The sequence below is a fragment of the Kumtagia ephedrae genome, from assembly GCF_003012745.1.
Taxonomy (GTDB): domain Bacteria; phylum Pseudomonadota; class Alphaproteobacteria; order Rhizobiales; family Rhizobiaceae; genus Kumtagia; species Kumtagia ephedrae.
Genome location: NZ_PXYK01000004.1, coordinates 114,181 through 128,445, shown reverse-complemented (window position 1 = coordinate 128,445; position 14,265 = coordinate 114,181). Strand labels below are relative to the sequence as shown.

The 14,265-nt window shown below is 66.7% G+C and carries 13 protein-coding genes; 10 read left to right on the top strand and 3 right to left on the bottom strand.

Annotation, left to right across the window (positions count from 1 at the left end):
* Nucleotides 1–60: 60 nt before the first annotated feature.
* The 6 genes from C7I84_RS05255 (at nt 61) to hflX (ending at nt 7,854) form a co-directional block, all read left to right on the top strand.
* Nucleotides 61–2,355 carry a sensor histidine kinase NtrY-like gene (locus C7I84_RS05255; protein ID WP_106771106.1) on the top strand — a complete coding sequence of 765 codons (2,295 nt, stop codon included), beginning with the start codon at nt 61–63 and terminating at the stop codon, nt 2,353–2,355.
* The gene (gene ntrX / locus C7I84_RS05250) at nt 2,345–3,706 is read left to right on the top strand and encodes a nitrogen assimilation response regulator NtrX (protein WP_106771105.1); all 1,362 of its coding nucleotides are present in this window, start codon (nt 2,345–2,347) and stop codon (nt 3,704–3,706) included. Before C7I84_RS05255 ends, ntrX begins: the two co-directional genes overlap by 11 nt.
* 32 nt (nt 3,707–3,738) lie before the next feature.
* Nucleotides 3,739–5,115 (top strand): Trk system potassium transporter TrkA, encoded by a 1,377-nt coding sequence (trkA, locus tag C7I84_RS05245; RefSeq protein ID WP_106771104.1) that lies wholly within the window; start codon nt 3,739–3,741, stop codon nt 5,113–5,115.
* 82 nt (nt 5,116–5,197) lie between these two features.
* The gene (locus C7I84_RS05240) at nt 5,198–6,058 is read left to right on the top strand and encodes a D-amino-acid transaminase (RefSeq protein WP_106771103.1); all 861 of its coding nucleotides are present in this window, start codon (nt 5,198–5,200) and stop codon (nt 6,056–6,058) included.
* Between the two features lie 146 nt (nt 6,059–6,204).
* A complete protein-coding gene (hfq, locus tag C7I84_RS05235; RefSeq protein ID WP_106771102.1) occupies nt 6,205–6,453 on the top strand; it encodes an RNA chaperone Hfq in 249 nt (82 codons plus the stop codon).
* An 81-nt stretch (nt 6,454–6,534) separates the two neighbouring features.
* A complete protein-coding gene (gene hflX, locus C7I84_RS05230) occupies nt 6,535–7,854 on the top strand; it encodes a GTPase HflX (RefSeq protein ID WP_106771101.1) in 1,320 nt (439 codons plus the stop codon).
* A 75-nt stretch (nt 7,855–7,929) separates the two neighbouring features.
* Here the strand turns inward: hflX and mazG are convergent, their stop codons facing one another.
* Nucleotides 7,930–8,754, bottom strand: a complete 825-nt coding sequence (mazG, locus tag C7I84_RS05225; protein ID WP_106771100.1) for a nucleoside triphosphate pyrophosphohydrolase — start codon at nt 8,752–8,754, stop codon at nt 7,930–7,932.
* Nucleotides 8,755–9,035: 281 nt separating this feature from the next.
* On the opposite strand from mazG, the gene C7I84_RS05220 reads away from it, so the two are divergent.
* Nucleotides 9,036–9,344 carry a hypothetical protein gene (locus C7I84_RS05220; protein WP_133170060.1) on the top strand — a complete coding sequence of 103 codons (309 nt, stop codon included), beginning with the start codon at nt 9,036–9,038 and terminating at the stop codon, nt 9,342–9,344.
* A gap of 77 nt (nt 9,345–9,421) precedes the next feature.
* Here C7I84_RS05220 and hspQ read toward each other — a convergent pair whose 3' ends face one another.
* Complete coding sequence (hspQ, locus tag C7I84_RS05215; protein ID WP_207770969.1) at nt 9,422–9,754, bottom strand: heat shock protein HspQ; 333 nt, start codon at nt 9,752–9,754, stop codon at nt 9,422–9,424.
* Nucleotides 9,755–9,861: 107 nt separating this feature from the next.
* On the opposite strand from hspQ, the gene C7I84_RS05210 reads away from it, so the two are divergent.
* Complete coding sequence (locus C7I84_RS05210; protein WP_106771098.1) at nt 9,862–10,830, top strand: AEC family transporter; 969 nt, start codon at nt 9,862–9,864, stop codon at nt 10,828–10,830.
* On the opposite strand, the gene C7I84_RS05205 is transcribed toward C7I84_RS05210, so the two are convergent.
* Nucleotides 10,801–12,009 (bottom strand): UbiH/UbiF family hydroxylase, encoded by a 1,209-nt coding sequence (locus tag C7I84_RS05205; RefSeq protein ID WP_425351300.1) that lies wholly within the window; start codon nt 12,007–12,009, stop codon nt 10,801–10,803. The two genes, C7I84_RS05210 and C7I84_RS05205, sit on opposite strands and share 30 nt — an antisense overlap.
* Before the next feature lie 316 nt (nt 12,010–12,325).
* Here C7I84_RS05205 and pcsA point away from each other — a divergent pair, with 316 nt between their 5' ends.
* Both pcsA and C7I84_RS05195 read left to right on the top strand, forming a co-directional pair.
* Nucleotides 12,326–13,144: a phosphatidylcholine synthase gene (gene pcsA, locus C7I84_RS05200; protein WP_106771096.1), complete on the top strand. Its 819-nt coding sequence runs from the start codon at nt 12,326–12,328 to the stop codon at nt 13,142–13,144.
* Nucleotides 13,145–13,237: 93 nt separating this feature from the next.
* Nucleotides 13,238–14,215 carry a quinone oxidoreductase family protein gene (locus tag C7I84_RS05195; protein ID WP_106771095.1) on the top strand — a complete coding sequence of 326 codons (978 nt, stop codon included), beginning with the start codon at nt 13,238–13,240 and terminating at the stop codon, nt 14,213–14,215.
* Nucleotides 14,216–14,265: the final 50 nt, after the last annotated feature.

Below are 14,265 nucleotides of genomic sequence, written 5' to 3'. Positions count from 1 at the left end.
TTGCATAATCGCCACAATGCATTGCATAGATCGGATTCGTTTCGGACGAATCCAACAGGCATGGCCATCAACATACCGACCGCACCGATGCCCGTGTTCCCGAATGCCAGGGCATTCGAGGGACGGCGGCTGCTCGCGCTGACCGGCATCATCGCCGTCGTCGGCGCGCTGGTGACGGCCGGCCTGTCCTTCGCCGTGCTAGTCGGCGCGACGCCGATCGAGCCGGACAGCACCACGACGCTCGCCCTGATCATCGGCGTCAACGCCGCCTTCGTGATCTTCCTGATCGGGCTGATCGCGCGCGAGGTGCGGCGTATCCTGGTGGCGCGCAAGGACGGCAAGGCGGCTGCGCGCCTGCATGTGCGCATCGTCGCGCTGTTCTCCGTGGTGGCGGCGATCCCGGCGCTGATCGTGGCGATCTTCGCCTCGATCACGCTGGATGTCGGCCTAGACCGCTGGTTCGAGATCCGCACCAAGACGATCGTCAACTCGTCGCTGTCGATCGCCGAGGCTTACGTGCTCGAGAACGCGCGCAACCTGCAGGGCACCACCCTGTCGATGGCCTACGACCTGACCAACGCCCGCACGCTCTACAATCTCGACCGCACCGGTTTTCGCGATTTCATGAGCCAGCAGGCCGTCGGGCGGGCGCTGGCGCATGCCGCGCTCATCCGCTCCGACGGGTCGTTCCTGATGACGGCGCAGACCGCGGCCGACTTCGCCATGCCGGAAGTGCCGATCGAGGCGGTGCAGACGGCCGCCGACGGCAAGCCGGTGCTGATCGAGCCGCGCACCAAGAACATCGTCGGCGCGGTGGTGAAGCTGCGCGATTTCGAAGACACCTATCTCTATACCATCCGGCTGGTCGATCCCGACGTGATCCGGGCACGCCAGATCGTCACGGCCAACACCGACGCCTATCGCGGGCTGGAGGCCAACCGCCGCACCACGCAGATCGCCTTCGCGCTGCTCTATCTCGGCGTGACGCTGGTGATCGTGCTGGCGGCGATCTGGACCGGTATCGCCGTCGCCGACCGGCTGGTGAGGCCGATCCGCCAGTTGATCGGCGCCGCCGACGAGGTGGCGACCGGCAATCTCGACGTGGCGGTGCCCGTCAGGGCATCCGACGGCGACGTCGCCTCGCTGGGCGACACGTTCAACAAGATGCTGTTACAGCTCAAGTCGCAGCGCAACGAGATCCTGTCCGCCAAGGATCTGGCGGACGAACGCCGGCGCTTCTCCGAGGCGGTGCTGGAAGGCGTCACGGCCGGCATCATCGGCGTCGACCCGAGCGGCACCATCACCATCGTCAACCGCTCGGCCGAGATGATGCTGGCCATCTCGGCGCGCGCCGGCGTCGGGCAGAACCTGTCGAAGCTGCTGCCGCATGTCGGCCGAGTGTTCGAGATCGGCCGAGGCTCCGGAAAGCCGGTCTATCGCGAGCAGGTCACTTTCTCGCGCGCCGGCGCCGAGCGGACCTTCAACGTCCAGGTGACGCACGAGCGTAGCGAGGTGGGCGCCGGCGAGCAGTCCTTCGTCGTCACCGTCGACGACATCACCGATCTCGTCACCGCGCAGCGCACCTCGGCCTGGGCGGACGTCGCCCGCCGCATCGCCCACGAGATCAAGAACCCGCTGACGCCCATCCAGCTTTCGGCCGAACGCATCCGCCGCCGCTACGGCAAGGTCATCACCGAGGATCGCGAGGTCTTCGACCAGTGCACCGACACGATCATCCGCCAGGTCGGCGACATCGGCCGCATGGTCGACGAGTTCTCGGCCTTCGCGCGCATGCCCAAGCCGGAGATGAAGGAGATCGACCTGCGCGAGGCGCTGCGGGAAGCCTCCTTCCTGATCGAGGTGAGCCGTTCCGACATCGCCTTCCAGCGCGATTATGGCGGCGTGCCGCTCAAAGGCCGGTTCGACAGCCGGTTGCTCGCGCAGGCATTCGGCAACGTCATCAAGAACGCCACCGAGGCGATCGACGCGGCCGACCACGTCGACGGCGAGGGCGGCGTGGTTCGCGTCGTGGCGAGCAATGACGCCGGGATGATCCGCGTCGACGTGATCGACAACGGCAAGGGGCTGCCGCGCGAGAACCGGCAGCGCCTCCTGGAGCCCTACATGACGACCCGCGAGAAAGGTACCGGCCTCGGCCTCGCTATCGTCAAGAAGATCGTCGAAGACCATGGCGGCAGGCTGGAACTGCACGACGCTCCGCCGGACTTCCACGGCGGCAGGGGCGCCATGGTGAGCCTGTTCTTCCCGGCCGCGGCGGCCGACGGAGAGACGAAGCGCGAGGTCGCGCCTTCGCAAGAACAACGAGAGACTGAAAAGGTCGGCAATGGCATCTGACATCCTTGTCGTCGACGACGAAGAAGACATCCGGGAACTGGTCGCGGGCATCCTGAGCGACGAGGGCCACGAGACGCGTACGGCGCACGGCGCCGACAGCGCCCTGGCATGCATCGCGGACCGGGTGCCGCGCCTGGTGTTCCTCGACATCTGGCTGCAGGGGTCGCGGCTCGACGGGCTGGCATTGCTCGACGAGATCAAGGTGATGCACCCCAACCTGCCGGTGGTGATGATCTCCGGCCACGGCAACATCGAGACGGCGGTGTCGGCGATCCGCCGCGGCGCCTACGACTTCATCGAGAAGCCGTTCAAGGCCGACCGGCTGATTCTCGTGGCCGAGCGGGCGCTGGAGACCTCCAAGCTGAAGCGCGAGGTCTCCGAACTGCGCAACCGCAGCGCCGAGACCTTCGAGCTGATCGGCATGTCCTCGGCGATGAGCCAGCTGCGCCAGACCATCGAGCGGGTCTCGCCCACCAACAGCCGCATCATGATCGTCGGCCCGTCCGGCTCGGGCAAGGAGCAGGTGGCGCGCGCCATCCATGCCAACTCGGCGCGCAAGACCGGGCCGTTCGTGTCGCTGAACGCCGCCACGATCACGCCGGAGCGCATGGAGATCGAGCTGTTCGGCACTGAATCGAACGGCACCGAGCGCAAGGTCGGCGCGCTTGAGGAGGCGCATCGCGGCACGCTCTATCTCGACGAGATCGCCGACATGCCGCGCGAGACCCAGGCAAAGATCCTGCGGGTGCTGGTCGAGCAGCAGTTCGAGCGGGTGGGCGGGACGAAGCGGGTCAAGGTCGACGTCCGCGTCATCTCCTCGACCGCGCAGAACCTCGAAGGCATGATCGCCGAAGGCCGCTTCCGCGAAGACCTGTTCCACCGGCTGGCGGTGGTGCCGGTGCTGGTCCCCGGCCTTGCGGAGCGGCGCGAGGATATCCCGTATCTCGTCGACAGCTTCATGAAGCAGGTCGCCCGCAATGCCGGCATCAAGCCGCGCCGCATCGCCGACGACGCCATGGCGGTGCTCCAGGCGCACAACTGGCCGGGCAACGTGCGCCAGCTCCGCAACAACATCGAGCGGCTGATGATTCTGGTGCGCGGCGACGACGTAGAGGCGCCGATCACCGCGGACCTGCTGCCCTCCGAGATCGGCGACGTAATGCCGCGCGCGCCCAACCAGTCCGACCACCACATCATGGCGCTGCCGCTGCGCGAGGCCCGCGAGATGTTCGAAAAGGAGTATCTTGTGGCGCAGATCAACCGCTTCGGCGGCAACATCTCGCGCACCGCCGAGTTCATCGGCATGGAGCGCTCGGCGCTGCACCGCAAGCTCAAGTCGCTGGGCGTGTGATGCCAGATCACCTCCTTTCCGGCGGCTTCTGAATGCGCGTCATCATCTGCGGCGCGGGGCAGGTCGGCTACGGCATCGCCGAGCGGCTGGCGGCCGAGAAGAACGACGTGTCGATCATCGACACCTCGCCCGACCTCATCCAGACGGTCCGCGACGCGCTCGACGTGCGCGGCTTCGTCGGCCATGGCGCGCATCCCGACGTGCTGGAAAAGGCCGGCGCCGAGCAGGCCGACATGATCATCGCCGTGACCTTCTACGACGAGGTCAACATCGTCGCCTGCGAGGTCGCGCATGCGCTGTTCAACGTGCCGATGAAGATCGCCAGGCTGCGTGCTCAGGCCTATCTGCAGCCGCATTACCAGGACCTGTTCTCGCGCGAGCACCTGCCGATCGACGTGATCATCTCGCCGGAGGTGGAGGTCGGCGAGATGGTGCTGCGGCGCATCGCATTGCCCGGCGCTATGGACGTGATGCGCTTCGCCGACGACAAGATCGCCGCCGTCGCCATCGAGTGCCTTGAGGACTGCCCGGTCATCAACACGCCGCTGGGGCAGCTCAGCCAGCTGTTCCCCGACCTGCCGGCGACGGTCGTCGGCGTCAGCCGCGCCGGAAAGCTGTTCATTCCGCATTCGGCCGACCAGCTTTTCGTCGGCGATATCGCCTATGTGGTGACGACGCGCGACCAGGTGCGGCGCACCATGGGCCTGTTCGGCCACGAGGAGCAGGAGGCGACCCGCATCGTCATTGCCGGGGGCGGCAATATCGGCCTGTTCGTCGCCCGCACCATCGAGCAGAAGCAGGCCCGCACCAAGATCAAGATCATCGAATCCAGCCGCGACCGGGCGGTCGCCGTGGCCGATTCGCTGCGCCGGACCGTTGTGCTGCACGGCAGCGCGCTCGACCAGCGCCTGCTGATGGAAGCCGACATCCACGACGCCGAGCTGATGGTGGCGCTCACCAACAACGACCAGGTGAACATCCTGTCGAGCGTCATGGCCAAGCGGCTGGGCTGCAAGTCGAACCTGGCCTTGATCAACAATCCGAGCTTTCTCGACATCACCAAGACCGTGGGCATCGACGCCACGCTCAATCCCGGCTCGGTCACCGTCTCGCGTGTGCTCCAGCATGTGCGGCGCGGCCGCATCCGCGCCGTGCAGAGCCTGCAGCGCGGCGGCGCCGAGGTGATCGAGGCGGAAGCGCTGGAGACCTCGCCGCTGGTCGGCGTGCCGCTGCGCGACCTCGACCTGCCGGACGGCATGCGCATCGGCGCCGTCTATCGCGACGGGGGTGTCATCAAGCCGAGCGGCTCGCTGCGCATCAAGGCAAAGGACCGGGTGGTCATCTTCGCGCTAGAGAAGGCGGTGAAGCAGGTCGAGCAGATGTTCCGGGTCAGCCTGGAGTTCTTTTGAGGGGTTTTGAACCCTTGGCCGATGCTGTTGCCGGCGCATGGAATCGGCTACCAAAACCTTCCCGCAATCAAGGATCGGATGAATGCCGCGCATCGCCTATGTGAACGGCCGCTATGTCGCGCATGCGGGGGCCTGCGTGCATGTCGAGGACCGTGGCTACCAGTTCGCGGACGGCGTCTATGAGGTCTGCGAGGTGGCGCGCGGCCACATCATCGACATGACCGGTCATCTCGACCGCCTCGAGCGCTCGCTGCGCGAGCTTTCGATGGCCTGGCCGGTGCGCCGCGCCGCGCTGGAGATCGTCATCGGCGAGGTGGTGCGCCGCAACCGCGTGACCGACGGCCTCGTCTACGTGCAGGTGACGCGCGGCGTCGCCAGCCGCGATTTTCTTTTCCCCGCGAACACCCGGCCGTCGCTGGTGGTCATCGCCAAAAAGGCGGATCCCGCCGTCAACGCGAAGCGCGCCGAAACCGGCATCAAGGTCATCACCGTGCCGGAAAACCGCTGGGAGCGCGTCGACATCAAGACCGTCGGGCTGCTGCCGAACGTTCTCGCCAAGCAGCGGGCCAAGGAGGCCGGCGCCCAGGAAGCGTGGTTCGTAGACGTCGACGGCAACGTCAAGGAAGGCGGCTCCTCCAATGCCTGGATCGTCACGAAGGACGGCCGGCTGGTGACGCGCCCGGCCGACGAAGGCATTCTGCGCGGCATCACCCGCACCACGCTGTTCGACGTCGCCGAAAAACTCGGACTGACGGTCGAGGAACGGCATTTCAGCGTCGCCGAGGCCAAGGCGGCGCGGGAAGCCTTCATCACCTCGGCGACAACCGTGGTCATGCCGGTGGTGGCCATCGACGGCGCCCCGGTGGCCAACGGCCATCCCGGCTCGGTGGCGCTTTCGTTGCGCGCTGCCTTTTTTGACGTTGCGGAAAAGCGCCCGGCCTGATAACCGCCACACCGGTAGTCATATGAATCAGTCTCATGGCACTTGCCCGTTACCGGGGCAGGGGCAGGATTTGCGTGCTTGACACGTGCTAAGAATTTTGGCGCACTGGCCTGCATTTCCGAGGGGACCGGCGAAAGTAAAGAACGATGGCGGAACGATCGCAGAATCTTCAGGACCTGTTCCTGAACTCTGTTCGCAAGAGCAAGAATCCACTCACGATTTTCCTGATCAACGGCGTCAAGCTGACCGGGGTGGTGACTTCGTTCGATAATTTCTGTGTCCTCCTGCGTCGCGACGGACATTCGCAGCTCGTCTACAAGCATGCGATCTCGACCATCATGCCCAGCCAGCCGGTGCAGATGTTCGACGCCGAGGACGGTAGCCAAGGCTCCTGATTGACCAAAAACACTTCCGCGGGTACCGGAGCATTCTCCGACAAGGGCAAGAGGAACGCGGCTTCCTCTGAAGGCGGCGTCATGCGCGCGGTGGTGGTCGTACCGCTGCTGCCGGCGCCGCGCGGCGACGACGACCGCAGCCGGCCGCGGCTCGCCCGCTCCGCCGAGGCGCGGCTGGAGGAGGCCGTCGGCCTGGCCGCGGCGATCGACCTCGACATCACCTACTCGGCCGCCGTGGCAGTCAACGAGCCGCGCCCCGCAACCCTGTTCGGCAGCGGCAAGGTCGAGGAACTGGCGGAGGCGATCCGCGACACCGAGGCGGGGCTGCTCATCGTCGACCATCCGCTGACGCCGGTGCAGCAGCGCAATCTGGAGAAGGAGACGGGCGCCAAGGTGCTCGACCGCACCGGCCTGATCCTGGAGATCTTCGGCCGCCGCGCCCGCACCAAGGAAGGCACGCTGCAGGTCGACCTGGCGCATCTCACCTATCAGAAGGGGCGGCTAGTGCGCAGCTGGACCCACCTGGAGCGGCAGAGAGGCGGTGCCGGCTTCCTCGGCGGTCCCGGCGAGACGCAGATCGAGGCGGACCGGCGCGCGCTGCAGGACAAGATCATCCGGCTGAAGCGGGAGCTCGAGCAGGTGCGCCGCACCCGCGACCTGCATCGCGCCAAGCGCCGCAAGGTGCCGTTCCCGGTGGTCGCCACCGTCGGCTACACCAATGCCGGAAAATCGACGCTGTTCAACCGGCTGACCGGCGCCGGCGTGCTGGCCGAGGACATGCTGTTCGCCACGCTCGACCCGACGCTCAGGCGCGTGCGCCTGCCGCACGGCACGCCGGTGATCCTGTCCGACACCGTCGGCTTCATCTCCGACCTGCCGACGCATCTGGTCGCCGCCTTCCGCGCCACGCTGGAAGAGGTGGTGGAAGCCGATCTGGTGCTGCACCTGCGCGACATCGCCGATCCCGACACGGCGGCCCAGGCCGAGGATGTCGAGCGCATCCTGGCCGACCTCGGCGTCGATGCGTCCGACCGCGAGCGCGTGATCGAGGTCTGGAACAAGATCGACCTGCTGGACGAGCCGAACCGGCAGCGGCTGCTCGAAGAGGCGGCCGGCGAGACCCATCCGGCCGTGCCGATCTCGGCGGTGACGGGCGAGGGGATCGACAGGCTGACCACGCTCATCGAGCAGCGGCTCTCCGGGTCGCTCGGCAAGGTGGAGATCACGCTGCAGCCGGCCGAGCTCGGCCTGGTCGACTGGATCTACCGCAACGGCGAGGTCGTGGCGCGCAGCGACAACGAGGACGGCAGCGTCACGATCGGCCTGCTGGCGACGGCCGCCGCCCGCGCCGAGATCGAAAGCAGGCTGAAGAACGCGGGCGGGCGCTCACGCCCTGTCTGATCGACGGGACGTTCCTGACGGCATCGGATGCGTTCTGAAGATAGGTCGATCATTCCGCCACAACGTGGACAATCCCTACCGCACCGCTTTCGCCCGCTGCCACTCCTCCTCCATTTCCTCCAATGATGCTTCCTCAAGCGTGCGCCCGCTCGCGCGCAGCGCCTGCTCGACGATATGGAAGCGGGTGCGGAACTTGTCGTTGGTGCCGGCAAGCGCCGCTTCCGGGTCGATTTTGAGATGCCGCCCGAAATTCACCAGCGCGAACAGCAGGTCGCCGAACTCGTCCTCGCTTGCCGCCTTGTCATTGCTGTCGATCGCCTCGCGCAGCTCGGCGATCTCCTCCTCGATCTTGTCGAGGATGGGGGCGGCTTCCTTCCAGTCGAATCCGACCCTTGCGGCCTTCTCCTGAAGCTTCAGCGCACGTGTCAGCGCCGGGAAGGCGAGGGGAACGCCGTCGAGATATCCCTTGCCGTTGTCCTCGGGATCGCGGCCGCGCGCCAGCCGCGCCGCCCGCTTTTCGGCCTTCTCCTCGGCCTTGATCTTTTCCCACATGCCCTTCGCCATGCCGGCGCCGCGGGCGTCCGCATCGCCGAAGACATGCGGGTGGCGGCGGATCATTTTCCTCGTGATGCCTTCGACGACGTCCCCGAAGGTGAATTCGCCGGCCTCCTCGGCCATCCGGGCATGGTAGACGACCTGCAGCAAGAGGTCGCCGAGCTCCTCGCTGAGGTCGTCCATGTCGGAGCGGGCGATGGCGTCGGCGACCTCGTAGGCCTCCTCGATCGTGTAGGGCGCGATCGTGCGGAACGTCTGCTCGACGTCCCACGGGCAGCCGCCCTCCGGTGCCCTGAGGGCGGCCATGATCTCAATCAGGCGGGAAATGTCGCGGGACGGCTGCATGGCATCACGTTAGCCCAGGCTTGGAACACTGCCCATGCGCCGCGGGACGCGGGGCGACTTATGCACAACCCAGACAGCGAAGGCCGACAAGGCGGGCATCCGTGTGTCCCGGGAAAAGGCGCTTCACGATCGCGCGAGCGGCGGCAAGTTTGGCAGGAGCCCGCCTTCCGGCTCCTTGCATGGCCTGTGTCGGTACATACCTCTCGGGGGCCCGCGGCAGAAGGGGCGCTCAAGGGAACAAAAAATCCGAATGGGAGGAAGGCAGACAGGATTCTCCTCCCATGAAACGATTGATACTCGCTGCGCTGTCCACGCTGCTCGTCGCCGGATCGGCCGGCGCGATGGAACGCTACGATATGGCCAGCATGTCCTGCGCTCAGATCCAGACGGCGCTCAAGCGGGACGGCAAGGCGATCCTGCGGTCGCAGTCGAAGAAGGTTCCCGGCCTGACACTCTTCAACACCTATGCCGGCAGCCGCGACCAGTGTACCGGCGGCCAGGCGCCCACCAACCGCCGCGTCACCGCGGCCGACGGCTCCTGCCTGGTTATCCAGTGCGTGACGCCGAGCCATTCCTGGATGCGCCCCTGACCAGCCACTGGTCAAACCAGGGCCCGGTCGTTTTCGGCCGGGCCCTTTCACGAGCGCCCGTCGCGAACCCGGCGGACTCAGTGTCGCATGCGCGCCTTGGGCTGGTAGCGGCCGTCTTCCGTCCTGTCGAACATCTCGCCGAGCTGCGGGTGCCGGACCGGCTCGCCGGTCCTGTCCTCGAGCAGGTTCTGCTCCGAGACATAGGCGATGTATTCGCTCTCCGCATTCTCGGCGAACAGGTGGTAGAAGGGCTGGTCCTTGCGCGGCCGCGCGTGCTCGGGAATGGACTGGTACCATTCCTCGCTGTTGCTGAATTCCGGATCGATGTCGAAGATCACGCCCCGGAACGGGAACAGCCGGTGGCGCACCACCTGACCGATCGTGAATTTTGTTGCTTTCGTCATTGCCATGGCAGGGCCTATGTGGCCCAGCCGGCGCAGAATTTCAATCGGTTGGGTTGACGCTGCGCGGCAGTGCGGGTTAGCCGCGCGGCAATCGGCAAAGCGCGCGGCGAAGCATGTACGACGTCATCGGCCTGGTCATCCCGTTCTTCGGGCTCATTTTCGTCGGCTTCATAGCGGCGCGGATCACGCGCCGGCCGCTCGACGACCTCGGCTGGATGAACACCTTCATCCTCTATGTCGCGCTGCCGGCCCTGTTCTTTCAGCTTCTCTCCAACACGCCGATCGAGCAGCTGACCGCGTGGGGCTACATATTCGGCTCGGTCTTTTCGACCTTCGTGATCTTCTCCCTGATGTTCGTCGCCTCGGCCGTGCTGTCGCGCGGCGACGTCGCCCAGTCGACCATGAAAGGACTGGCCGCCGCCTACGGCAATATCGGCTATATGGGGCCGGGCATCGCGCTCCTGGCGCTCGGCGAGGAGGCCGCCGTGCCGGTGGCGCTGATCTTCTGCTTCGAGAACATCATGCACTTCGCCATCGCGCCGACCATGATGGCGCTGTCGGGCGGAAAGCACGCGTCGCCGGCCGCGCTGGCGCTCGGCGTCGTGAAGAAGATCGTGCTGCATCCCTTCATCATCGCCACCGCCATCGGCGTCGCGGCGGCGGCGCTGGAATTCCGCCCGCCCATGCCGGTCGAGCGGCTGCTCGACTATCTGGCGCGGGCGGCCGCGCCCTGCGCGCTGTTCGCAATGGGCGTGACGCTGGCGCTGAGGCCGCTGCGTGGCATGCCGGCCGAGATGGCGCCGATCGCCATGCTCAAGCTCGTCGTGCATCCTGCTCTCTGCTACGTGGTGCTGAGCTGGATCGGCGACTATCCGCCGTCCTGGGTCTATGCGGCAGTGCTGCTCGCCTCGCTGCCGACCGCCACGAACGTCTTCGTGATCGCCCAGCAGTATGGCGTGTGGGTGGAGCGCGCCTCGGCCAGCGTGCTGGTCACCACCTGCCTGTCGGTGCTGACGGTGACGGCGCTGCTCTATCTCATCACCAGCGGCCTGCTACCGCCGGACCTGTTCCCGGGCCGTTGAGAACAGCGAGGACAGGCCGCTGCCCGGCCGCAGCCCCTCGCGCATGAACAGGGTGCGCAGCGGTGCGAAGGCGCCGAGCAGACCGAGCCCGGCGCTGCGGGCGATCTGGGCCGGCAGCATGTCGGAGAGCAGCGAGCGGTTGAGCAGGCTGACCGCCCCGGTGCGGGCAAGGATGTCGGGCCGGCGTTTTGCGTCATAGGCGGCGAGGGCGGCGGGCGCTCCGGGGTCGGTTCTGTTTTTCGAAGCGACGTCAACGAGCTGCTGAACATCCCTGACACCGAGGTTGAGACCTTGCGCGCCGATCGGCGGGAACATGTGCGCGGCTTCGCCGACCAGCGCCACCCTGTTCCGGGCGAAAACGGCGGGCAGGCTCACCGACAGCGGATGGATCTGGCGGGGGGAATCGACGGTGACGCGCCCGAGCATCGACTGCATGCGCGCTTCGATCTCGCGCGAGAGCGCTTCGGCGGGCAGGGCGGCCAGCCGCTCGGCCTCCTGCGGCTTCACCACCCACACTAGGCTGGAGCGGCTGCCCGGCAGCGGCACCTGGGTGAACGGACCGGTCTCCGTGTGGAACTCGGTCGAGACAAAGCCGTGCGCGCGGCTATGCGAGAAGGCGGTCACCAGTGCCGCCTGCGGATAGGCTCGTGTCGAGGTGCGGATGCCGGCGGCGGCACGGGCCGGCGAATTGCGGCCGTCGGCGGCCACCGCCAGCTTCGCTGCCAGCGCCGTGCCGTCGGCGAGGCGGGCTGTGACCTGATCTGCTGCGATCTCCCAGCCCTCGACCAGAGTTTCGCGCCAGTCGATGCCCGACGTCTCCTTGACCGCCGTCTCCAGCGCGCCGTTCAGCGCTTGGTTCGGAACGTTCAGGCCGAAGCAAGGTTCGCTGATCTCGCCGGCATGGAAGGTGACGACCGGGCTGCGCACAAGCCGGCGCGTGCCGTCGACGATGCGCATGACGCGCAGCGCCGCCGCCCGCGGCTCGATCGCCGACAGCACGCCGACGCGGTCGAGCACGGCGAGCGCCGGCGCCATAAGCGCGGTGGTTCGGGCGTCGGCGCTGTTGGCGGGCGGGCCTGCGAGGCTGACGGAAAAACCGTCGCGCGCAAGCGCCAGGGCCGCCAGCAGGCCGGCCGGCCCGGTGCCTGCCACCATGATGTCCGTGCTTGTCTCCGCCATCCTTGCCATCCGTCCGCGGTCGTCACCGGTATAGGAGTGCTCAACGCGCGGATCAACGCGACGGTTTCGCCCAGACGTCACCGCCGGCACCCAATTGCGCACTGCCTCTTGTGGAAAGACGCGTCCCTGTACATCGGCGGCCTTGGCGGCGCCACGATCGTGCTTGTATGGGCGGGCCGGCTGCGATTAACTGCCTGTCGAAGCGCATGGGGAGGGACATGACCGGCCTTGCCGAAAAGCAAACGCGGCGCTCTCTCCGCCGTCACCGTCCCGTCGGAGCGTCGCACAAACAGGCCGTCGCCGGCCCGGCCGGGCCATGCAAGCCGAACGGGCGCAGACCGTGACCGGCAAGCCGTTTTCCGAGCGCATCCCCAAGCCGAAGAAGAAGGTGACGTGGCCGCAGGCGCGCGCCTTCTCGGTGCATCTGCTCACCGCATCGGGCTCCTTCCTCGCCTTCCTGTCGCTGGTGGCGGCCAGCGAGCAGCGCTGGACGGCGATGTTCTGGTGGCTGGGCCTGGCGCTGTTCGTCGACGGCATAGACGGGCCGATCGCACGAAAACTCGAGGTCAAGGAGATCCTGCCGACCTGGTCGGGCGAACTGCTCGACAACATCATCGACTACGTCACCTATGTGCTGATCCCGGCCTTCGCGCTCTATCAGCGCGGGCTGATGGGCGAGGGGCTGTCCTTCCTCTCGGCCGCCATCATCGTGGTGTCGAGCGCCGTCTACTATGCCGACACCGGCATGAAGACCAAGGAGAACTTCTTCAAGGGCTTTCCGGTGGTCTGGAACATGGTGGTGTTCGCGCTGTTCGTCATCGAGCCCGGCCCGTGGACTTCCTTTGCCGTTGTGGTCATCGCCGGCATCATGACCTTTGTGCCGGTGAATTTCCTGCACCCGGTCCGGGTGGTGCGCCTGCGCCCGCTCAACCTCGGCATGACGCTGCTGTGGTGCGCCTTCGGCGCGCTGGCGCTGCTGGAGGCCGCACTTGCCGCCTGGTACAACAAGATCGGCCTGCTGACGGAGCATGTCAGCCAGTTCACCAAGCTCGGCATCACCGTCACCAGCCTCTATCTCTTCTGCATCGGCGGCATCATGCAGCTCTTCCCCAATCTGGGAGCGAAGAAGGAGTAGGGCCTGGGGACAGTTTACTTTTTGCCCCTCGCGCCTACCTTGAAACTGCCGTGCCCTTCTGGGGCAAGAAAGTAAACTGTCCCCGAGGTTCCCATGTCCAAAGCGATCCGCATCCACGCCAATGGCGGCCCCGAGGTTTTGACCTATGAGGAGGTCGATCCCGGCCGGCCCGGTTCCGGACAGGTTCTGGTGCGCCATACCGCGATCGGCCTCAACTTCCTCGACACCTACTACCGCAGCGGCCTCTATCCCGCCCCGAACGGCCTTCCGCTCATCCCCGGCGGCGAGGCGGCGGGGGTCGTGGCCGAAGCGGGCGAGGGCGTCGACGGGCTGAAGCCCGGCGACCGCGTCGCCTACACGACGCCGCTCGGTGCCTATGCACAGGAACGCGTGATCGCCGCCGACCGGCTGGTCAAACTGCCCGACGGCGTGTCGGACGAGCAGGCGGCTGCCTCCATGCTCAAGGGGCTGACCGCCGAATACCTGCTGCGGCGGACTTTTTCCGTGAAACCGGGCGACGCCATCCTGTTCCACGCCGCGGCGGGCGGCGTCGGATTGCTCGCCGGCCAGTGGGCGAAGCATCTCGGCGCCACCGTCATCGGCACGGCCGGTTCCGCCGACAAGATCGAGCTCGCGAAAGCGCATGGCTACGACCATGTGATCAACTACCGCGACAGCGACTTCGTCGCAGCCGTGAAGGAGATCACCGGCGGCAAGCTGTGCGACGTGGTCTACGATTCGGTCGGCAAGGACACTTTTCCCGGCTCGCTCGACTGCCTGAAGCCGCGCGGCCTTTTCGTCGGCTTCGGCCAGTCCTCCGGGCCGATCGCGCCCTTCAACATGGCGATCCTCTCGCAGAAAGGCTCGCTCTACGCCACGCGGCCGACGCTGTTCACCTACATCGCCAAGCGCGTCGATCTCGAGGCAGGTGCGGCGGCGCTCTTCGAGGTCATCGCCAACGGCACGGTGCGCAGCGTCGTCAACCAGCGCTATGCGCTCGCTGACGCCGCCCGCGCCCATGCCGACCTGGAGGGGCGCAGGACCACCGGCGCGACGGTGCTTATCCCCTGATTTTCTTGAAGCTCTTTCAAGACCCGCCGCCCTTTGCGTTCCTTTCATCC

Excerpts from the sequence above, each read along its gene's own strand:
- C7I84_RS05205 (WP_425351300.1), bottom strand. The coding sequence starts at position 12,009 with ATGGCGGAGACAAGCACGGACATCATGGTGGCAGGCACCGGGCCGGCC.
- C7I84_RS05255 (WP_106771106.1), top strand. The coding sequence starts at position 61 with ATGGCCATCAACATACCGACCGCACCGATGCCCGTGTTCCCGAATGCC.
- hflX (WP_106771101.1), top strand. The coding sequence starts at position 6,535 with ATGCGCGCGGTGGTGGTCGTACCGCTGCTGCCGGCGCCGCGCGGCGAC.
- pcsA (WP_106771096.1), top strand. The coding sequence starts at position 12,326 with ATGCAAGCCGAACGGGCGCAGACCGTGACCGGCAAGCCGTTTTCCGAG.
- C7I84_RS05210 (WP_106771098.1), top strand. The coding sequence starts at position 9,862 with ATGTACGACGTCATCGGCCTGGTCATCCCGTTCTTCGGGCTCATTTTC.
- C7I84_RS05220 (WP_133170060.1), top strand. The coding sequence starts at position 9,036 with ATGAAACGATTGATACTCGCTGCGCTGTCCACGCTGCTCGTCGCCGGA.
- trkA (WP_106771104.1), top strand. The coding sequence starts at position 3,739 with ATGCGCGTCATCATCTGCGGCGCGGGGCAGGTCGGCTACGGCATCGCC.
- ntrX (WP_106771105.1), top strand. The coding sequence starts at position 2,345 with ATGGCATCTGACATCCTTGTCGTCGACGACGAAGAAGACATCCGGGAA.
- C7I84_RS05195 (WP_106771095.1), top strand. The coding sequence starts at position 13,238 with ATGTCCAAAGCGATCCGCATCCACGCCAATGGCGGCCCCGAGGTTTTG.
- hfq (WP_106771102.1), top strand. The coding sequence starts at position 6,205 with ATGGCGGAACGATCGCAGAATCTTCAGGACCTGTTCCTGAACTCTGTT.
- mazG (WP_106771100.1), bottom strand. The coding sequence starts at position 8,754 with ATGCAGCCGTCCCGCGACATTTCCCGCCTGATTGAGATCATGGCCGCC.
- hspQ (WP_207770969.1), bottom strand. The coding sequence starts at position 9,754 with ATGGCAATGACGAAAGCAACAAAATTCACGATCGGTCAGGTGGTGCGC.
- C7I84_RS05240 (WP_106771103.1), top strand. The coding sequence starts at position 5,198 with ATGCCGCGCATCGCCTATGTGAACGGCCGCTATGTCGCGCATGCGGGG.